Here is an 18829-nt window from a genome sequence, read left to right as displayed (position 1 = left end):
GACCGAGGGCCTCGCGAGACGGCGGTTGACTAACATGCCTCCTCCAAGCGCGCAACATCATGGCGCACTTGTGGCGGAGCTCACAAAAACCCCATCGCGCCAAGAACATAGCAATGGGCCTCCGGCCCCTTCGCCTTGGCGAGGACCGTCGACACGATGTCACACCGTCGCAGCGGTCGCGGGGCGTCAGACGAAGCTCTGGGGATCGACGTCGACCGCGACCCGAACGCCGCCCCGGGGCGGGCCTGCGGCGGCGAGCCAGGCGCGGAGATAGGCTGGGACGTCGACCTCCCGGCCGGCCTGCACCAGGAGGCGCATGCGATGCCGGCCGCGGACCATCGCAAGCGGCGCCTCGGCTGGCCCAAGCACCCGGACTCCCTCGGCTTTGGGGGCCGCGCGGGCGAGGACGCGGGCGTGCGCCTCGGCGGTCTCGCGGGTCGTCCCTGAGACGATGAGGGCGGCGAGCCGGCCGAAGGGCGGCATGGCGGCCGCCTGGCGCGCCGCCGTCTCCGCGCGGTAGAACCCCTCGCGGTCGGCGGCGACGAGCGCCTTGATCACGGGGTGCCCGGGCTCGTGAGTCTGCAGCAGCGCGCGGCCGGGGCGATCGCCGCGGCCCGCCCGGCCGGCGACCTGCTCAAGGATCTGGAACGTGCGTTCGCCCGCTCGCGGGTCGGCCGCGCCCAGCGCGAAATCGGCGTCGACCGCGCCCACAAGGGTGAGATTCGGAAAATTGTGGCCCTTGGTCACCATCTGCGTGCCCACCACGATGTCCACGTCGCCCCGGGCGATGGCCTCGAGTTCGGCGCGCAGCGCCTCGCCCCCCGCGATCAGGTCGCTCGACAGGATCGCGATCCGGGCCTCGGGAAACCGCGCCTGGGCCTCGTCGCGGATGCGCTCGACCCCTGGGCCGCAGGCGACCAGCGCGTCGGCGGTTCCGCAGGAGGGGCAGGATCGGGGCGTCGGGCCGGTGTGGCCGCAATGGTGGCAGACGAGCCGCGCCTGGAACCGATGCTCGACGAGCCAGGCCGAGCAGTTCGGGCACTTCATGCGGTGGCCGCAGGCGCGGCAGAGCGTCAGCGGCGCATAGCCCCGCCGATTGAGAAACAGCAGCGTCTGTTCGCCGGCCGCGAGCGTCTGGGTCATCGCGGAGACCAGCTTCGGCGCGAGCCACTGGCCGCGCGGCGGGCCGGCCGTCCGCATGTCGATCGCCTCGATCCGCGGCAGGGCGCGCCCGCCGAAGCGGTCGGGCAGCGCCAGCCTGGCGTAGCGGCCGCGTTCGGCGTTGACGCGGCTCTCAAGCGACGGAGTCGCTGAGGCGAGCACCACGGCCGCCTGTTCGAAGCGCCCGCGCAGCACCGCCATGTCGCGCGCGTTGTAGAAGACGCCCTCCTCCTGCTTGTAGGAGGCGTCGTGCTCTTCATCCACCACGATGAGGCCGAGGTCGCCGAAGGGAAGGAAGAGCCCCGAGCGCGCCGCCACCACCACCCGGATGTCGCCGGAGGCGACGCCGCGCCGCACGGCGGCCCGCCGCTTGTCGCCTACGCTCGCGTGCCAGACGGCGGGGCGCGCGCCGAAGCGGGCCGCGAAGCGGTCGAGCAGCGCCCCGGTCAGCGCGATCTCCGGCGCCATCACCAGCGCCTGCCGGCCGGCCTTGAGCGCGGCCGCGACCGCCTCGAGATAGACCTCCGTCTTCCCCGACCCGGTCACCCCATCGATGAGCGCCACGTGGAACCGACGGGCCCCGGCGAGCGCCGCAAGGGCGTTGGCGGCGGCCGCCTGCGCCTCGGAGAGCGGCGGTCCCGGCTGGTGGGGGTCGGGCTGGGGCGGACGCGGGGGCGGCGGCAGCGGCGCCGCCTCCAGCGCGCCGTCGGCGATGAGCCCGTCGACGACCGAGACCGAGACGCCCGCGGCCTCCGCGAGTTCGGCCTTCGCGCGGACGCAGCCGTCCGCGGCGACGGCGAGCGCCTTGTCGCGGGCGGGCGTGCGACGGGACGCAGCCTGACCCGTGGCGCGGACGCCGATCTTCGGCTTCGGCTCGGCCGCGCCGAGATCCAGTCCGCGGAGCGCCATGCGCAGCACCTGGCCACGCGGCGCGAGCGTGTACTCCGCGATCCAGTCGACGAAGCGCCGCATCGCCTCCGGCACCGGCGGGGCGTCGACGACGCCCTCCAGCGTCTTCAGCCGCGCGGAGTCGACCTGCGGCGGCGCGCCGTCCCAGACGACGCCGAGCTCCAGCCGGCGACCGAGGGGCGCGATCACCAGAGCGCCCGGACCGACCGTCACGCCGTCCGGCACGGCGTAGGTCAGCGCCCGGTCGAGCCCGACCGGCAGCAGAACCTCGACGGTGGCGGGGACGATGTCGGAAATGAGCGGGGCCTCGGGCGATGGGGACGCCCTCTTCTCCCCCTGGCGCGCACGCCGTCAAGCGCCGGGACCCCCGCCGGGCGGGCGGGAGGGTCCCGCAGCTTCGCCTTGCAACGGCGCCGGGGGAGCCCACTTCCCATTCAGGGGCGCGTCGGCGCCCAACGCACTCGAAGAGGCCATTCTCTATGAAATTTTTCGTCGACACCGCGGACGTGAATGAGATCCGCGAGCTCGCCGCGACCGGTCTTCTGGACGGCGTGACGACGAACCCGTCTCTGATGCTCAAGGCGAACCGCCCGATGAAGGAGGTGATCGCCGAGATTTGCGAGATCGTCGAAGGGCCGGTTTCGGCCGAGGTCGCCGCCCTCGACTACGACGGCATGCTGCGCGAAGGGCGCATTCTCGCGAAGATCGCCGACAACGTCACGGTCAAGGTCCCGCTGACTTTGGACGGCTTGAAGGTCTGCCGCACGCTCGCGGACGAGGGCACGATGGTCAACGTCACGCTCTGCTTCAGCGCCGTGCAGGCCCTGCTCGCGGCGAAGGCGGGCGCGACCTTCATTTCGCCCTTCGTCGGCCGTCTCGACGACACCGGGATCGACGGCATGGAGCTGATCCAGGACATCCGGACGATCTTCGACAACTATCCGGAGTTCGGCACGGAGATCCTCGCGGCCTCGCTCCGCAACAGCAACCACGTGAAGTTCGCCGCGCTGGCGGGGGCCGACGTGGCCACGATCCCGCCGGCGGTCATCAAGGGGCTGGTGAAGCACCCGCTGACCGACAAGGGGCTCGACCAGTTCGTCGCGGACTGGTCCCAGACCGGCCAGACCATCGAGTAACGGCGTCCGCTCTCTCCGTAACGCGCAAGACCTCGCAAGGCCCGCCTCCCCGGCGGGCCTTTTTGCGTGGCCGACCTGTCCACGCGGCGTCGACCCTTCAAACTCAGGGCGGCCCCCCCAACCGGCGGCTTCGTTCGCACCCCGTTAAGGCTACCTCCACGTTAACCATAGGTCTTGCAACGCGCCGTGGTTAACGCTCGTAAATCATGAATCTCCGGAAACCATCCGAGGTAATCGTCTTCAGGCGGATTCACATATTCTCGTAACCATCCAATTTGATTCATGGCGTTGCTTCGCAAGGTCTCCGGTCGAATTAACTTCCGATTAGGCGGCCGAGCCCGAGGGTCCCGATGCGCTTCAGGACGAGGCGTATCCCGCAGTCTCCTAGGACAGGAGCCTTACATGTCTGACGTCACGCTCAATTCGGCCGTCCGGTCGAACCTCCGCACCCTTCAGTCCACCACGGACCTGATGGCCCAGACGGAGGAGCGCCTCTCGACCGGCAAGAAGGTCAACTCGGCCCTCGACAACCCGACGAGCTTCTTCACCGCCCAGTCGCTCGACCGCCGCGCCGGCGATCTCGGCACCCTGCTCGACAACGTGTCGTCGTCGGTCCAGACCATCGAAGCCGCGGACAACGGCATTTCGGCGATCTCCGACCTCGTCAACCAGATGAAGTCCACCGCCCGTTCGGCCCAGCAGTCGGACTCGGCGATCGCCTCCAAGGCGAGCTTCACCTCGACCGCCATCTCCGGCGCGACCTCCGCCAACCTGCTCGGCGACGGCGCTGAAGTCACCGGCACCGCCGACCTCTCCGCCTACACCGCCGTGGCCGGCGACGCCGGCAACCTGGTGCTGAACGGCGAGACCATCGCCGTGGCGACCGGCGACGAAGGCACGGACGTGGTCGACGCCATCAACGCCAAGACCGCCGACACCGGCGTCACCGCCAAGCTCGGCGACGACGGCAAGCTGCAGCTCTCGGCCAAGCCCGGCGAGACGATCGAAGTCGGCGCCAGCTCGACCGCTGCGACCCTGACCGCGCTCGGCCTCTCCACCGGCACGACCAACTCCGAGTCCGGCCTGACCGGCAAGACGCTGGAAGTCACCGTCGGCGACGGCACGAAGAAGACGGTCACCTTCGGCAACGGCGACGGCGAAGTCAGCTCGCTCGACGAACTGAACAAGTCGCTCGCCGACGCGAACGCCAAGGCGTCGCTCACCAGCGACGGCAAGCTGACGATCGAGACCACCAACGCCTACGCGTCGGCGGACCTCGAGATCGGCGGCACGGCGGTCAGCACCGACGGCTCGGCCGCGACCGGCGAAGTGTTCGACCTCGCCTCCACCGCCGCCGCCACCGCCTCGGCGGTGATCGACGACGACGGCAAGTCGGTTCGCCAGGACTACGTCAACGACTACAACGACCTGAAGTCGCAGATCGCGGAGCTCGCCAAGGACGCCAGCTACAACGGCGTCAACCTGCTCAGCGGCGACGACCTGTCGGTGACCTTCAACGAGGACGGCTCGTCCAAGCTGGAGATCGGCGGCGTCGACATCATGGAGAAGATCGGCCTGAGCGACATCTCGATCGACGACTTCCTGGACTCGTCCAAGATCGACGACGTGATCGACACTCTGGGTTCGGCTCTCGACAACCTCGACAGCCTGTCCTCGCGCCTGGGCTCGCAGCTCTCGGTGGTCGAGACCCGCGAGTCCTTCACCAAGGACATGATCGGCACCCTCGAGGACGGCTCCTACGCCCTCACCGGCGCCGACACCAACGAGGAGGCGGCGAACCTGGCGACCCTGCAGACCCGCCAGTCGCTCATCACCTCCTCGCTCTCGATCTCCACCAGCCAGGAACAGAACGTCCTCCAGCTGCTGCGCTGATCGACCCTTCCTGACCGACCGACCAGCGGCGGGAGCTCCGGCTCCCGCCGCGTTCGGCGTTGGCGAAACCATTCCGTAACCATGACTTTTGAAATCCGGCGGGGGCCGGAGGAGGCCAGTTAACTTTAACCCCCGCTTAAGCGCCGACGGCCGATTTTCCGGGTGCGCCTCAGGACGAGGCCAATCGAAGTCTCCCAGAACAGGAGCCCTGAAATGTCCGACGTCACGCTCAATTCGGCCGTCCGGTCGAACCTCCGCACCCTCCAGTCCACCACCGACCTGATGGCTCGGACCGAGGAGCGCCTCTCGACCGGCAAGAAGGTCAACTCGGCCCTCGACAACCCCTCGAGCTTCTTCACCGCCCAGTCGCTCGACCGCCGCGCGGGCGACCTTTCCAATCTGCTCGACAGCGTCGCGTCGTCGGTCCAGACCATCGAAGCCGCGGACAACGGCATCTCGGCGATCTCCGATCTCGTCACGCAGATGAAGTCGACCGCCCGTTCGGCCCAGCAGTCGGACTCGGCGATCGCCTCCAAGGCGAGCTTCACCTCGACCGCCATCTCCGGCGCGACCTCCGCCAACCTGCTCGGCGACGGCGCCGAAGTCACCGGCACCGCCGACCTCTCGGCCTACACCGCCGTCGCCGGCGACGCCGGCAACCTGGTGCTCAACGGCGAGACCATCGCGGTCGCCACCGGCGACACCGGCGCGGACATCGTCGACGCCATCAACGCCAAGACCGCCGACACCGGCGTCACCGCCAAGCTCGGCGACGACGGCAAGCTGCAGCTCTCGGCCAAGGCCGGCGAGACGATCGAAGTCGGCGCGGGCTCGACCGCCGCGACCCTGACCGCGCTCGGCCTCTCCACCGGCACGACCAACTCCGAGTCCGGCCTCACCGGCAAGACGCTGGAGGTCACCGTCGGCGACGGCACGAAGGCGACGATCACCTTCGGCAACGGCGACGGCGAGGTCAGCTCGCTCGAGGAGCTCAACAAGGCGCTCGCGGACTCCAACGCCAAGGCCTCGCTCACCAGCGACGGCAAGCTGACGATCGAGACGACCAACGCCTACGGCTCGGCCGACCTCAAGATCGGCGGCACGGCGGTCAGCACCGACGGCTCGGCCGCGACCGGCGAAGTGTTCGACCTCGCCTCCTCGACCGCGACCACCGCCGAGGCCGTCCTCGACGACGACGGCAAGTCCACCCGCCAGGACTACGTCAACGACTACAACGACCTGAAGACCCAGATCGCTGAGCTCGCCAAGGACGCCAGCTACAACGGCGTCAACCTGCTGAACGGCGACGACCTGTCGGTGACCTTCAACGAGGACGGCTCGTCCAAGCTGGAGATCGGCGGCGTGGACATCATGGACGTGCTCTCGCTCGACGACATCGACATCGAGAACTTCCTCGACTCCTCGAAGATCGAAAAGGTCGTCGGCAAACTGAACGACGCGCTCAACTCGCTCGACAGCCTGTCCTCGCGGCTCGGTTCGCAGCTGTCGGTGGTCGAGACCCGCGAGTCCTTCACCAAGGACATGATCGGCACCCTCGAGGACGGCTCCTACGCCCTCACCGGCGCCGACACCAACGAGGAGGCGGCGAACCTGGCGACCCTGCAGACGCGCCAGTCGCTCATCACCTCCTCGCTCTCGATCTCCACCAGCCAGGAACAGAACGTCCTCCAGCTGATCCAGTAATCGCGACTGGTCTTCACGGAAGGCCCGGCGGCGGGAGCTTCGGCTCCCGCCGTTTTCGGCGTTTCCAGCGGCTGATTCGGGAGAGGTCCCCGCCGACGCGAAGCGGTCGCAATTCTTTAACGACGTGAACCGCCGCGGAGCGACGCTCGAACCGTGGCGGTCCGCAAGCCATTGATTCAGCTACATTTCGGAGCCTGGCGCGGCAGAGCGCGGGATCGACGCGACGTGTTTAGCAGGCCGTTAACCTTAACTCCTGATTAAGGTTAACGGACTATGTTCACCGTCAAACGCCTTGTGCGACGCGTCGTTCCTGGAGCCTCCCGATGGCCGACATCGCTCTTAACTCCGCAGTCCGGTCCAATCTGCGCACGATGCAGTCGACGACCGAACTGCTCAATCGCACCGAAGAACGCCTCTCGACGGGCAAGAAGGTCAATTCGGCCCTCGACAACCCTTCGAGCTTCTTCACCGCGAAGTCGCTGGAGAGACGCTCCGGCGATCTCGGCACCCTGCTCGACAACGTGTCGAACTCGGTCCAGACGCTGGAAGCGGCGGACAACGGCATCAAGGGCATCAGCGACATCCTGGAGTCACTGAAGTCCACGGCGCGCTCCGCCCAGCAGTCGGAACTCGCGGTCGACACCAAGGCCCAGCTGAAGTCGGTGGTGATGAGCGGGCTGCAGGGCGACAACCTGCTCTCGAACGACACGACGACGGCGGCGGTCGCGACGACCCTCGCCGGCGTCGAGGCGACGGACGCCACCCACTCCGGCGGCGCGCTCACGGTCAACGGGGCCACGGTCAACATCTCGGCCAACGACACGGCGGCGCAGGTCAAGACCAAGATCGACTCGCTCAACATCACCGGCCTCAGCGTCACCGACAACGCCGGCGTGCTGGAGTTCGAACTCGAGAGCGGCGACGACATCAACATCGGCGGCAGCTCGACGCTGCTCGACTCGCTCGGCCTCATCGCCGACGGCGACACCGATACGACCGTCTCGTCCACCAACGGCACGCTCGCCACCACGACCTCCGGCGCGAGCGCGCTGAAGGACACCACCCTCACCTTCTCCGACAAGTACGGGGCGCTGAAGACGGTCACCTTCGCCTCGTCGAAGGGCCCGAACAACGTCGACACCATCGACGAGCTCAACAGCTGGCTGAAGACCAACGACGTCCAGCTTCAGGCTTCGGTCGACAACGAGGGCGACGCGAACGCCCAGCTGGTGTTCGAGACCACCAACGCGATCGCGAACGACGTGCCGAAGGTCGCGACCGGCTCCGCCGTCGGCGCCGCCGCGGCCTTCGCCTCGGGCGCCTTCTCGGCTCCCGTGCTCGATCAGAGCGCCGCGGAAGTGCGCTCCAACTACGCCGACGACTACAACGCCGCGCTGGAGGAAATCCTCAAGCTCGCCCAGGATTCGGACTACAACGGCGTCAACCTGCTCAACGGCGACGACCTCGACATCGTCTTCAACGAGAACGGAACCTCGACGCTCGAGGTCAAGGGCGTGGAATTCAGCGCAGCTGGGCTCGGCCTCGACAGCATCAGCGCCGAGGACTTCTACGACTCGGATTCGATCAACAAGGTGATCGACCGGATCGAGGCCGCGATGCAGACGGTCGAGGACCAGTCCGCCAAGTTCGGCTCGCAGCTGCAGATCGTGCAGACCCGCGAAGATTTCACCAAGAGCATGATCGGCACCCTCGAAGACGGCGCGCTGGCGCTGACGGGCGCCGACACGAACGAGGAAGCGGCGAACCTGGCGACCCTGCAGACCCGCCAGTCGCTCATCGTCTCCTCGCTGTCGATTTCGACCCAGCAGGAATCCGCGGTTCTCCAGCTGCTGCAGTAAGCGCGGCGCGGGCTCGGAGACGAAGCGGCGGGACCTCTGGTTCCGCCGCTCGTCGTTTAGGGCCCCGTCGTTTGACGAGAGCTTCGCTTGGACGAGAGGTTGCCATGACGCTGAAAGTCGAACTGAAGCCCGGCGAGCGGATCGTTATCGGCCGCTCGGTCGTCACCAACGGCGCGGCGCGCACCCAGCTCCTGATCGATGGCTCCGATCCCGTGTTGAGGGAGCGCGACATCCTGAAGGAAAAGGACGCCGATACGCCGGCGAAGCGCATCTACTACGCGGTCCAGATGATGTATCTGTCCGGGTCAATCGACAAAGTCGCCAAGATCTACACGACACTTACGCGGGACGCCGTGCGCGCGGCGCCGAGCATGCTTCCGATCGTCGACCGCATCAATAACCACGTTTTAACGGGATCGCTTTACAAAGCTTTCCGTGAGGCGCGGAACTTGGTCGCGCATGAAAAGGGAATCTTCGAGCATGCAGAACGGCGCGCAGGCGTACGCTCGGATGGCGCAGAGGACGGCGAACCCGCGTGAGCGCGACGCGCAGCTTCTTCTGAGGGCCGCCGCCCGTTTTACCGCCGTTCAGAACACCGAGCCGTTCGACCGCAAGGCGGCGCGTGAGGCGGCGACGTTCAACCGGAAACTCTGGACGATCTTCCTGAGCAGCGTGATGCGGGCGGAAAACCCGCTCGACGCCGAGACCAAGGCCAACCTGCGGCGGATCGCGCTGTTCTCGCTGAATCGGTCGTCGCGGATCGAGATCAATCCGGAGGCCGCGGGCATGACCGCCCTCATCTCGATCAACCGCAACGTCGCCGAAGGCCTCAAGAACTGAGGTCGCCATCGGAGGAAACCGACGCACGATTCCCCGCGACCGCGGCGCCGCACGGCGCGGCGAAGCGTGGGCGTCGTTCCACGACAAGCCTGAGGAACTGCGCGACCGTCAGCGTGAAGGAATCGTCGGCCGGCCCTGCGTCAGGCCAGGCGCTGGACGCTCGGATCGGACCGCGGGGCGTCGATCCCGTCGATGTAGGCGCGCAGCTTGAGGCGCGCCTCGTCCGGGGTCTGGCGCACGGTGACGCCGCTCGTCACGTCGATCATGCGGTAGATCAGGCTGCCGGTCTCGTAGTCGAGCTCGATGCGTCGTTCGCTCGCGAGCTCCGGAGAGGCCGCCGACGGCGTCGGAGAGGGATTGGGCTGAGATTCCCGTTCCGCCGTCTCCATGACGGGCGCCGCGCGGGTCACGGCGGACGGGTTCAGCGTACCGATTGCGGCATCCATCGCGTCCTCCCTGCTCCGAATGCGCGGACGAACTGACCGCGTGTTCAGAGTCATAGCGGACGGCGCGTTAAGGCCGCGTTAGGAGGTTGGGTTAACGCGGGAGCCCGCGAGCCGTTAAAACTTCGCTTAAAAACTCAGCTTCGCCGCGACAAAGTCATTGGGGCGGCGGCCGCCGGACGGCCATAGGCGCCACCGCGCGCGTCGTAGGTCGTGGGCGCGTTTCGAGCCGCGAGTTCCTGCGCGACTCCGCGCATCAGGTTCTCGGCGACCGACCGCGCGACGCCGAGAACCGCGAGGTTCTCGTCCAGCGCCTGGCGGAAGGCGAGGTGAAGCGCCTCGGCCTCCTCCAGAACCTCCGCGGGCTGCGCCGCGACCGAATCCGCGCTCGCCCTCACGGCGCCCACGTCCATGACGTAGCGGCTCGACAGCTCGCCCTTCCGCGCCTCGAGGGCGCTCGCGGCGACATACTTGCCGGCCTTCAGCAGAGAGGTCTCCTCGACGATCACCGCCGTAAGGCGCGCCACCGTCTGCGACATCCGGGCGAGCCGATCCGCGGCCTCCTCGATGGTGAGCTGCGGCTTGGCGACGGCTGGTACGGAGCGGCGGCGAGACAGCATCGGCGTCAGGACCCTTGCTGGAGGGACAGGAGTTCGGAGCGGACCTGGGCGGCGATGCCCACCCCGCCGGACGCGGCGATGTTCCGGCCGTATTGGTCCGCGAGCATGGAGCGGTAGGCGTCCGTTCCCGCGCCGCCGCCGAGCGGCCCCTCGTCACCGACGTCGGTGAACATGGCCTGCATCATCTGGGTGAGGAACACGGCCTCGAAATCCTGGGCCGCGGCGTCCAGCTTCGAGACCGCCTTGGCCTGCGGATGCGCGGCGTAGACGGTATGCGCGGCAGAGGCCGAAGCTCCGGCGGCGGGCGCGGCGGCGGTCATCACATCACCTCGATTTCGGCCTGCAGGGCGCCCGCGGCCTTGATGGCCTGAAGGATCGCGATCAGGTCGCGGGGGCCGACGCCGATGGCGTTGAGCCCGTCGACCAGCTGCCTGAGGTTCACGCCTTCGCGCAGCACCGCGAGCCGGCGGTTGGCGTCGGTGTCGACGGACACCGTCGTCCGGGGCGTCACCACGGTCTCGCCGTTCGAGAACGGCTCCGGCTGGCTCGCGACCGGATCCTCGGTGATGGTCACGGTGAGGTTGCCCTGCGCCACCGCGACGGTGGAGACGCGAACGTCCTGGCCCATCACGATGATCCCCGAGCGTTCGTCGATGACGATCTTGGCGAGCTGGTCCGGCTCGACCCGGAGCTGCTCCACTTCGGTCAGCAGCTGGATAATCTTGCCGTGATAGGCCTTGGGGACGTTCAAGGCGACGGTGGCGGGATCGATCGGCTCGGCGACGTTGGGGCCGATGAAGGAGTTGATCGCCGAGGCGATGCGCCGGCCGGTGGTGAGGTCGGGATTGCGCAGGGCGAGCCGGATCGTCGTCTGGTTCGCCAGCGTGAAGGGGATCTCGCGCTCGATCAGGCCGCCGTTCGAGATGCGGCCCGTCGTGGGCACCCCGCGCACCACCTGCGCCGCCTCGCCCTGCGCGTTGAAGCCGATGACCGCGACCGACCCCTGCGCGACCGAGTAGACCTCGCCGTCGGCGCCCATCAGCGGCGTGACGATGAGCGTGCCGCCCTGGAGGCTGGTGGCGTCGCCGAGCGCGGAGACCGTGACGTCGATGCGGGTGCCCTGCGTGCCGAAGGCCGGCAGGTTGGCGGTGACCATGACGGCCGCGACATTCTTGGTGCGCAGCGTGGCGCCCCGGGTGTTGACGCCGAGCCGCTCCAGCATCGACTGCAGGCTCTGCTTGGTGAAGGGCGCAGCGTTGAGACTGTCGCCGGTCCCGTTCAGGCCGACCACGAGCCCGTAGCCCACGAGCTGGTTCTCGCGCACGCCTTCGACGTCGGTCAGGTCCTTGATGCGGGAGGTTGCGCCCCCGCGCCCGCCGATGTCGACCGAGGGATTGACGCGGGGCTCGGCGCCCTTGGCCGTCTCGGCGCGCGCGATCCGCTCCGCCCGCACGCCGCGGACCGCCACGCCCTCGGCCGGGTCCGCGGCCAGCGCCGGCGCGAGCGGCGTCAGCCCCATGGCAAGTGCGGCGAGGAGAGCGGTGAACGAACGGGCGGAACGGGGCATCGCGGCGGTGGACCCTGACGGGGGACGGTCTTCCTGCCGCTTGCCATGCGAGGACCATGCCGCCGTTGGAACGTCCTGAAGATCTTGGAGATCGCGGGGCGGCGGGGCCGGTGTCCTCCGGTTCGACCCGGCAAGAAGCAGCCTCCGCCCGGCAGTTTTTGCCGCCCGGTTAACCCCTGGTTAAGCATAATTCGTCACGGTCGCTCAGGGCCGGGCGAGATCCGGACGCTGAGGCGGGCGACGATGCGGGTCGATGGTCTGGGGCGGGCGACGGCGTCGCCGATGAGCGGTCAGCGGGCGCCGGCTGCGGGCGGCGCGTTCCGCCTGCCCGACGCCCAGGGCGGCGAAGCCGCGCGGGCGGCCGCGCCCCTTCGCGCCGCGCCCTCGCTCGACGCCCTCATCGCGCTCCAAGAGTTGATCGAGACGCCGACCGAGCGGCGCAGGAAGGCCGTGAAGCGCGGCCGAAGTCTGCTCGACTCGCTGGACGAGCTGAAGCTCGCCCTCCTCGACGGCCGCCTCGACGACCGGACGCTCGCCATGATGGCCACGCGGCTGGACGGCGGGCGAGAGCGCACCGGCGACCCGGACCTCGACGAGACGCTCGCCGCCATCGACCTGCGCGCGCAGGTCGAACTCGCCAAACGGCGGAGCTGAACGGCGCAGTTTGTGCATGATCCAATGTCAGGGTTTTTCCGTACTTTGGAAAACCTGTTTGATATCAGGTACTTCCCGGAAAATTCCGTGATTGTGGTCGGGTTGTCGGATGGCTATATTCCGCGCCATCGGGACCCTGCGAGCGGCAACGCCAGAGGCTGATCAATGAGCGTCGATTTGGCAACCGACTACCGGCCGTCCGAGGACGAGCCGTTCATGAACGACCGGCAGCGCGTTTACTTCCGGAACAAGCTGCTGGACTGGAAAGAAGAGATCCTGCGCGAGAGCCGCGAGACCCTCGAGCACCTGCAGGACGAGAACCAGAACCACCCCGACATCGTCGACCGCGCGTCGTCGGAGACCGATCGCGCGATCGAGCTTCGCGCGCGCGACCGCCAGCGCAAGCTGATCGCCAAGATCGACGCCGCGCTCGAGCGGATCGACGACCGTTCCTATGGCTATTGCGAGGAGACCGGCGAGCCGATCTCTCTCCGCCGTCTCGAAGCGCGCCCGATCGCGACGCTGTCGATCGAGGCCCAGGAGCGGCACGAGCGCCGGGAGAAGGTCTACCGCGACGACTGACCGGCAGCCGCCGGGGGGAACGTCAGAAAGGCTCCGGCGTCGCGCCGGAGCCTTTTTTCATGGGCGTCCGCAGCCGGCATGTCGCCAGGAGTTAACTCGGCGTTCACCATCCCGCACGGTTTTGCGCAACCGATATGCGGCGTCCGCGTTCGGATTACGGAAACATCCGAGATGGGGGTCGCATGAACGCCGAGCTGCCGCCACACGTCGTCGAAGAGCTCGCGGAACGGCTTTTCGCGCGCGATCATCCGATCCGCAGCTGGCGCCCGCGGGACGCCCTCGCCGCCTCCGCTGCGGTGCCGGATTGCGCGGCGTCGCCGATCGAACTCGATCTCTACCGTGCGTTCGCCGCGCATCGATCCATGATGCCGCAAGGAGACGGCGCGCCCGGCTCGGTGGCGCCCCGTCGTTCCCGGACGACGTCGTCCAGCGAAAACGGCTAAAACAACCTCCGATGAGTCGCGTCCTTCGACGCGGCGGTTCAGGGGCCAGCCGATGCTTGCGTCCGCACAGCCGCGCACCGGCGCGCAAATCCTCGTCGACGCGCTGCGCGCGAACGGGCTGACCACCGCCTTCGGGGTCCCTGGCGAAAGCTATCTCGCCGTGCTTGAGGCCATGCGGGCCACCGGCGCCTTCGACTTCATCACCTGCCGGCAGGAAGGCGGCGCCGCCATGATGGCGGACGCGGCCGGACGGCTCACGGGCAAACCCGGCGTCTGCTTCGTGACGCGGGGACCCGGAGCGACCAACGCCGCCAGCGGCCTACATGTCGCCATGCAGGACTCGACGCCGCTGTTGCTGTTCGTGGGCCAAGTCGAGCGCGGATTCCGCGGCCGCGAGGCGTTTCAGGAGCTCGACTACCGCGAGACCTTCGCCGGCCTCGCAAAATGGACGGTGGAGATCGACGACCCCGCCCGGATCCCCGAGCTGGTCGCCCGCGCGATCCGCGTCGCGACCCAAGGGCGTCCCGGGCCCGTTGTGATCGCGCTGCCGGAGGACATGCTGACGGAGACCGCCACGGTTACCGACGCGGCCGCCGTCGCGCCCGCCGAGACGTGGCCCGGCCTCGCGGACATGGCGCAACTCCAGAAGCTGCTTTGGGCGGCGAAGCGCCCGATCGCGCTGGTGGGCGGAGGGCGCTGGTCGGCCAAGGCGGTGCAGAGCCTTGCCCGCTTCGCGGAGCGCTTCAAGCTGCCGGTGTCCGTCACCTTCCGGCGACAGATGCTGTTTCCGGCCGATCACTCCTCCTATGCGGGCGAATTGGGGATTGGGCCGAATCCGGCCCTGCTCGCGCGGGTGATGGAGGCGGACCTTGTGCTGCTCATCGGCGGGCGCCTCGGCGAGATGCCGAGCCAGGGGTACACCGCGCTTGAGGTCCCCTCGCCTCGGCAAACGCTCGTGCATGTGCACGCTGACCCGCTGGAGCTCGGCCGCGTCTACCAGCCCGCCCTTGCGATCAACGCCTCGCCCAACGCCTTCGCCGCGGCGCTCGAAGGCGTCCAGCCGCCGAACCGCATCGCCTGGGAGGACGACACGCCGCGGGCCCACGCCGACTACCTCGCGTGGTCGGAGGCGGCCGCCGCACATCCCGGCGCCGTCCAGATGAACGAGGTGGTGCAGGCGCTGCGATCCCTGCCGGCGGACGCGGTGATCTGCAACGGCGCAGGCAACTACGCCACCTGGGTGCACCGCTTCCACCGGTTCCGCGCCTTCGGCTCCCAGGCGGCGCCGACGTCCGGTTCGATGGGCTACGGCGTACCGGGGGCCATCGCGGCGAAGCGTCTCTTCCCCGAGCGGGAAGTCGTCGCCTTCGCAGGCGACGGCTGTTTTCTGATGACAGGCCAGGAGCTTGCGACCGCGGCCCAATACGGGCTGGCGATCGTCGTGGTGGTCGTCGACAACGGCCAGTACGGCACGATCCGCATGCATCAGGAGCGCGAGTACCCCGGCATGCCGTTCGGCACGGCGCTGGAGAATCCCGACTTCGCGGCCCTCGCCCGGGCTTACGGGGCGGCCGGCTTCACCGTCTCCGAGCGCGGCGCCTTCGCCGCGGCCTTCGCCGCGGCGCGGACCGCCGGCCGGCCGGCCTTGATCCACGTGAAGCTCGACCCCGAGGCGATCTCGCCGACCACCACGCTCAGCGCCATCCGGGCGAAGGCGCTGGCGGCGCGGGGATGACCCGAGCGGTCATCCCGCCTCGGCGAGCAGACCCCGTGCGACCGTCTCGTCCGTGACGAGGTGGCGGAACACGCCGCCCCGGAGGGCGGCCAGCACGGACTCGATCTTTGAGCGGCCGGCGGCGATCCCCACGGTGTTCAGCCCGCGGAAGGTCTCGCCGGACACGCCCACCCGGCGGCGGTTGACGTCGCAGTCCACGAAGCGCCCGTCCCGGTCGAAGAACAGGCCGGCGAAGGAGCCGACCGCGCCGTTCGCCCGGCAGTCCTCCAGCTCGTCGATCGTCACGAGCTTCTGCGCCACAAGGAAGGAGCTCGGCGTCGCTTCGGTGACGCCGCTCATGGCGAGGTCGGCGGAGCGGGCGAGGTCGAGCGACGTCCGCACCGTGCGCTGCGCCATCAGCACCTCGCGGTCCGCCATGGTGTCGGCGAGATAGGGAGCCGGAATGAAGTAGCCTTCCCCGCCGGTGCGCTCGGCGATGCGGTGGACGACCTCGTAGGGGTTGGACGCCGCCTTGCGGGTCAGGGATCCCATCACCGACACGAAGCGCGCGCGCGGCGCCCGGGCGCCGCGGTAGGCATGGGCGACGGCGGCCATGGTCGTGCCCCAGGACAGCGCGAACACGCCGTCCGGCTTCTGCGCCACGCCCCGCGCCAGCGTCTCGGCGGCGGCGATGGCGACGAAGCGCTTGTCGATCTCGGACTCCCCGCCCTCCCCCGCGGCCGGAACGACCCGGCACGAATCGAGCTTGTAGGCGTGGCACATCCGGTTCTCGAGCTCGATGAGCTCGATCGAGGGATGGACGATGCGCACGTCCACCACACCCTCGCTGCGGGCGGCGGCGATCAGCCGGTTGACCTTCACGCGCGAAAGCCCCAGCCGGTCGGCGATCTCGCTCTGGTTCATCTCCCCGACGAAGTACAGCCAAGCCGCACGGACCATCGCTTCGGTCTCGGCCGCACGCGCGCTCGGCGCGTCGTCCACGACCTCGAAGTCGGTAGGCGTTTCCATCGTCGCGAGGGGCTCCCCAGGGCGGCGGCGCTTCTGTCGGCGCCGGAGCGTCAAGATGACGAGACGCGCCCCTCCCCGCAAGCTGCGGCGTGATCGACCAAAGCCTGACGCGCGCGAACTATTCGGCGGCTACGAGAGCGAGCGCGGACAGGAAGCCGGTCAGATCGTCCGTCACGTGGTCCACGTGCGGGCCGCCGCGGTCGTCGTCCGCCGCCGTCAGCCGCTCCCCGAGGTCCGGCTCTCCCGCCTTGGGGGTGACCAGCACCGTCCGCATGCCGAGCGCATGCGGCGCGACGAGGTTCTTGGACAGGTCCTCGAACATCGCCGCCCGGGTGGGCTCCACGCCGTGCAGGTCCAGGAACGTCTGATAGGCGGACTGGTCCGGCTTCGGCACGAAGCTCGCTGCGGCGATGTCGAACACGTCGTCGAACAGCTCGAGCAGGCCGAGTTTGGCCGCGACGTTCTCGGCGTGGCGCCGCGAGCCGTTGGTCAGGACGAAGCGCCGGCCGGGAAGCCGCGCGATCGCGGCCGCAAGGTCGGGCGCCGGCGTCAGCACCGAATGGTCGATGTCGTGCACGAAGGCCAGGAAGGCGTGCGGATCGAGCGCGTCCTCCGTCATCAGGCCGCGCAGCGTCGTGCCGTAGGTGCGGTAGTAGTATTTCTGAAGCGCGCGCGCCGACAGGCCATCGATGCCGTAGCGGCCGGCGATGAAGGCGGTCATCTTAGCGTCGATCAGCGAAAACAGCCCTGCGGAGGCGGGGTAGAGCGTGTTGTCGAGATCGAACACCCAGGTGTCGACGTGGTCGAAGCCCTTGGCTTCGGCGACGACCGCATGCGCCGCGAGGCGGCCTAAAGCGGCGGGATCGGGCAGGTCGTTCATGCGAGCGAGCGCGTCATTCAGGGGACGTCCATGATGAGATCGAGCGCGCAGCATGGCGCTCGTTTATGAACGATTTTACGTGGGCCCGGCTCGCGGCTTTTCCAAGGCTGCGCCGCGCCGGCGCTCAACCGAAGGTCGCGAACGCCACGCCAAGCGCGTAGGCCACGGGCGAGGCCTCGCTGAAGACTGCAAGAACGGCGAACGACAGCGCGATCCAAAGGATCGCGAGCAGCCGGGGGCCCTGCTGCACATAGACCGCGGCGACAAGAAGGTTGACCACCGCCAAGAGATGCACCGGGACGCCGGTCCAGAGCGTCGGCGCCAGGAAGATCGCCACTCCGGTGAGGCCCACGGCCATGGCGAACTCGGCCGCGGAGCGTCGCTTGGGGGCGCCCGGCGCGGGCTTCGGCTCCGCCTTCTTCTTCTGCGCCTTGCGGAAATCGACGACGTTGCTCACCGCGTGATCAGCGTGCCGGCGCCGCCTGGCGTCAGAAGCTCCATGAGCACGGCGTGCGGGGTCTTGCCGTCGAGGATGACGACGCCCTCGACGCCACGCTCGACGGCGTAGATGCAGGTCTCGACCTTAGGGATCATGCCGCCTGACACGGTGCCGTCGGCGATCAGCCGGCGGGCTTCCTCGACCGACAGCTGCTGGATCAGATTCTTATCGCGGTCGAGCACTCCCGGAACGTCGGTCAGCATCAGGAGGCGCTTGGCGCCGACGGCCCCCGCGATCGCGCCGGCGAAGGTGTCGGCGTTGACGTTGTAGGTCTCACGGCCGTCGGCCGAGCCCGCAACCGGGGCGACGACCGGGATGAAGTCCGAGGTGATCGCCCAGTCGAGCACGGTGCGGTCGACCTCGGCCGGCTCGCCGACGAAGCCGAAGTCGACGACCTCCTCCTGGCCGGTCTCCGGGTTGATCAGGCTGCGGCTGACCTTGCGGGCGAACACCATTCCCCCGTCCTTGCCCGACAGCCCGATGGCGCGCCCGCCTTCGGCGTTGATCGAGGCCACGATGTTCTTGTTGATTGCGCCGGCGAGGATCATCTCCACGATCTCGACCGTCGCCTGGTCGGTGACGCGCAGCCCGGCCTTAAACTCGCTCTTGATGCCGAGCCGGTCGAGCATGCGCCCGATCTGCGGTCCGCCGCCGTGCACCACCACAGGATTGATGCCGACCTCTTTCAGGATCGCGACGTCCTGCGCGAACCAGCGAGCGGCGTCGGAGTCGCCCATCGCGTTGCCCCCGTACTTCACGACCACCGTCGCCGCGTCGTAGCGCTGCATATAGGGGAGCGCCTCGACCAGGATCCGGGCGGTGTCGTGGGGAGCGTTCGGGGCGGTCATGATGCGTTGCGTCCTCGCGGTCCGAAGATGGCGTTCGGCCCGCGCCTT

Annotated in this window: 19 protein-coding genes; 10 read left to right on the top strand and 9 right to left on the bottom strand. The window is 68.7% G+C overall.

What is annotated here, in order from left to right; genetic code table 11:
- Positions 1–186: 186 nt before the first annotated feature.
- Positions 187–2358 (bottom strand): primosomal protein N', encoded by a 2172-nt coding sequence (locus tag METY_RS17540; protein WP_103122677.1) that lies wholly within the window; start codon positions 2356–2358, stop codon positions 187–189.
- A gap of 191 nt (positions 2359–2549) precedes the next feature.
- On the opposite strand from METY_RS17540, the gene fsa reads away from it, so the two are divergent.
- From fsa to METY_RS17510, 6 genes are all read left to right on the top strand, one after another.
- Positions 2550–3206: a fructose-6-phosphate aldolase gene (gene fsa / locus METY_RS17535; RefSeq protein WP_103122676.1), complete on the top strand. Its 657-nt coding sequence runs from the start codon at positions 2550–2552 to the stop codon at positions 3204–3206.
- Between the two features lie 402 nt (positions 3207–3608).
- Positions 3609–5099, top strand: coding sequence for a flagellin N-terminal helical domain-containing protein (locus METY_RS17530; protein ID WP_103122675.1), 1491 nt, complete (start codon positions 3609–3611; stop codon positions 5097–5099).
- A gap of 213 nt (positions 5100–5312) precedes the next feature.
- Positions 5313–6803, top strand: coding sequence for a flagellin N-terminal helical domain-containing protein (locus METY_RS17525; RefSeq protein ID WP_103122674.1), 1491 nt, complete (start codon positions 5313–5315; stop codon positions 6801–6803).
- A 323-nt stretch (positions 6804–7126) separates the two neighbouring features.
- On the top strand, positions 7127–8662 hold the full coding sequence (locus METY_RS17520) for a flagellin N-terminal helical domain-containing protein (protein WP_103122673.1): 1536 nt from the start codon (positions 7127–7129) through the stop codon (positions 8660–8662).
- A gap of 104 nt (positions 8663–8766) precedes the next feature.
- The gene (locus tag METY_RS17515) at positions 8767–9201 is read left to right on the top strand and encodes a flagellar biosynthesis repressor FlbT (protein ID WP_020187674.1); all 435 of its coding nucleotides are present in this window, start codon (positions 8767–8769) and stop codon (positions 9199–9201) included.
- Positions 9173–9502: a flagellar biosynthesis regulator FlaF gene (locus tag METY_RS17510; RefSeq protein WP_244593720.1), complete on the top strand. Its 330-nt coding sequence runs from the start codon at positions 9173–9175 to the stop codon at positions 9500–9502. Before METY_RS17515 ends, METY_RS17510 begins: the two co-directional genes overlap by 29 nt.
- A gap of 140 nt (positions 9503–9642) precedes the next feature.
- On the opposite strand, the gene METY_RS17505 is transcribed toward METY_RS17510, so the two are convergent.
- The 4 genes from METY_RS17505 to METY_RS17490 form a co-directional block, all read right to left on the bottom strand.
- A complete protein-coding gene (locus tag METY_RS17505) occupies positions 9643–9948 on the bottom strand; it encodes a hypothetical protein (protein WP_103122671.1) in 306 nt (101 codons plus the stop codon).
- Between the two features lie 134 nt (positions 9949–10082).
- On the bottom strand, positions 10083–10565 hold the full coding sequence (locus METY_RS17500) for a hypothetical protein (protein WP_103122670.1): 483 nt from the start codon (positions 10563–10565) through the stop codon (positions 10083–10085).
- 5 nt (positions 10566–10570) lie between these two features.
- The gene (locus tag METY_RS17495) at positions 10571–10885 is read right to left on the bottom strand and encodes a rod-binding protein (protein ID WP_103122669.1); all 315 of its coding nucleotides are present in this window, start codon (positions 10883–10885) and stop codon (positions 10571–10573) included.
- Positions 10885–12132, bottom strand: coding sequence for a flagellar basal body P-ring protein FlgI (locus tag METY_RS17490; protein WP_244593719.1), 1248 nt, complete (start codon positions 12130–12132; stop codon positions 10885–10887). Before METY_RS17490 ends, METY_RS17495 begins: the two co-directional genes overlap by 1 nt.
- Positions 12133–12177: 45 nt before the next feature.
- Between METY_RS17490 and METY_RS21140 the strand changes: the two genes are divergently transcribed.
- The 4 genes from METY_RS21140 (at position 12178) to METY_RS17470 (ending at position 15546) form a co-directional block, all read left to right on the top strand.
- On the top strand, positions 12178–12786 hold the full coding sequence (locus METY_RS21140) for a flagellar assembly protein FliX (protein ID WP_103122668.1): 609 nt from the start codon (positions 12178–12180) through the stop codon (positions 12784–12786).
- 165 nt (positions 12787–12951) lie between these two features.
- Positions 12952–13368, top strand: coding sequence for an RNA polymerase-binding protein DksA (dksA, locus tag METY_RS17480; protein WP_020187667.1), 417 nt, complete (start codon positions 12952–12954; stop codon positions 13366–13368).
- Positions 13369–13550: 182 nt separating this feature from the next.
- On the top strand, positions 13551–13811 hold the full coding sequence (locus METY_RS17475; RefSeq protein WP_103122667.1) for a hypothetical protein: 261 nt from the start codon (positions 13551–13553) through the stop codon (positions 13809–13811).
- Positions 13812–13863: 52 nt separating this feature from the next.
- On the top strand, positions 13864–15546 hold the full coding sequence (locus tag METY_RS17470) for a thiamine pyrophosphate-binding protein (RefSeq protein ID WP_103122666.1): 1683 nt from the start codon (positions 13864–13866) through the stop codon (positions 15544–15546).
- Between the two features lie 9 nt (positions 15547–15555).
- Here the strand turns inward: METY_RS17470 and METY_RS17465 are convergent, their stop codons facing one another.
- The 4 genes from METY_RS17465 to argB form a co-directional block, all read right to left on the bottom strand.
- Positions 15556–16554: a sugar-binding transcriptional regulator gene (locus METY_RS17465; RefSeq protein WP_103122665.1), complete on the bottom strand. Its 999-nt coding sequence runs from the start codon at positions 16552–16554 to the stop codon at positions 15556–15558.
- 118 nt (positions 16555–16672) lie between these two features.
- Complete coding sequence (locus tag METY_RS17460; protein ID WP_103122664.1) at positions 16673–17434, bottom strand: pyrimidine 5'-nucleotidase; 762 nt, start codon at positions 17432–17434, stop codon at positions 16673–16675.
- Positions 17435–17558: 124 nt separating this feature from the next.
- Positions 17559–17891, bottom strand: a complete 333-nt coding sequence (locus METY_RS17455; RefSeq protein ID WP_103122663.1) for a hypothetical protein — start codon at positions 17889–17891, stop codon at positions 17559–17561.
- Positions 17888–18781, bottom strand: a complete 894-nt coding sequence (gene argB, locus METY_RS17450) for an acetylglutamate kinase (RefSeq protein ID WP_103122662.1) — start codon at positions 18779–18781, stop codon at positions 17888–17890. Before argB ends, METY_RS17455 begins: the two co-directional genes overlap by 4 nt.
- Positions 18782–18829 lie beyond the last annotated feature (48 nt).

Source organism: Methylopila sp. Yamaguchi, assembly GCF_002897035.1.
Classification (GTDB): domain Bacteria; phylum Pseudomonadota; class Alphaproteobacteria; order Rhizobiales; family Methylopilaceae; genus Methylopila.
The sequence above is the reverse complement of the archived record's forward strand: the minus strand, read 5'-3'. Positions and strand labels throughout refer to the sequence as shown.

Excerpts from the sequence above, each read along its gene's own strand:
- fsa (WP_103122676.1), top strand. The coding sequence starts at position 2,550 with ATGAAATTTTTCGTCGACACCGCGGACGTGAATGAGATCCGCGAGCTC.
- METY_RS17530 (WP_103122675.1), top strand. The coding sequence starts at position 3,609 with ATGTCTGACGTCACGCTCAATTCGGCCGTCCGGTCGAACCTCCGCACC.
- METY_RS17525 (WP_103122674.1), top strand. The coding sequence starts at position 5,313 with ATGTCCGACGTCACGCTCAATTCGGCCGTCCGGTCGAACCTCCGCACC.
- METY_RS17520 (WP_103122673.1), top strand. The coding sequence starts at position 7,127 with ATGGCCGACATCGCTCTTAACTCCGCAGTCCGGTCCAATCTGCGCACG.
- METY_RS17515 (WP_020187674.1), top strand. The coding sequence starts at position 8,767 with ATGACGCTGAAAGTCGAACTGAAGCCCGGCGAGCGGATCGTTATCGGC.
- METY_RS17510 (WP_244593720.1), top strand. The coding sequence starts at position 9,173 with ATGGCGCAGAGGACGGCGAACCCGCGTGAGCGCGACGCGCAGCTTCTT.
- METY_RS17505 (WP_103122671.1), bottom strand. The coding sequence starts at position 9,948 with ATGGATGCCGCAATCGGTACGCTGAACCCGTCCGCCGTGACCCGCGCG.
- METY_RS17500 (WP_103122670.1), bottom strand. The coding sequence starts at position 10,565 with ATGCTGTCTCGCCGCCGCTCCGTACCAGCCGTCGCCAAGCCGCAGCTC.
- METY_RS17495 (WP_103122669.1), bottom strand. The coding sequence starts at position 10,885 with ATGACCGCCGCCGCGCCCGCCGCCGGAGCTTCGGCCTCTGCCGCGCAT.
- METY_RS17490 (WP_244593719.1), bottom strand. The coding sequence starts at position 12,132 with ATGCCCCGTTCCGCCCGTTCGTTCACCGCTCTCCTCGCCGCACTTGCC.
- METY_RS21140 (WP_103122668.1), top strand. The coding sequence starts at position 12,178 with ATGCGAGGACCATGCCGCCGTTGGAACGTCCTGAAGATCTTGGAGATC.
- dksA (WP_020187667.1), top strand. The coding sequence starts at position 12,952 with ATGAGCGTCGATTTGGCAACCGACTACCGGCCGTCCGAGGACGAGCCG.
- METY_RS17475 (WP_103122667.1), top strand. The coding sequence starts at position 13,551 with ATGAACGCCGAGCTGCCGCCACACGTCGTCGAAGAGCTCGCGGAACGG.
- METY_RS17470 (WP_103122666.1), top strand. The coding sequence starts at position 13,864 with ATGCTTGCGTCCGCACAGCCGCGCACCGGCGCGCAAATCCTCGTCGAC.
- METY_RS17465 (WP_103122665.1), bottom strand. The coding sequence starts at position 16,554 with ATGGAAACGCCTACCGACTTCGAGGTCGTGGACGACGCGCCGAGCGCG.
- METY_RS17460 (WP_103122664.1), bottom strand. The coding sequence starts at position 17,434 with ATGAACGACCTGCCCGATCCCGCCGCTTTAGGCCGCCTCGCGGCGCAT.
- argB (WP_103122662.1), bottom strand. The coding sequence starts at position 18,781 with ATGACCGCCCCGAACGCTCCCCACGACACCGCCCGGATCCTGGTCGAG.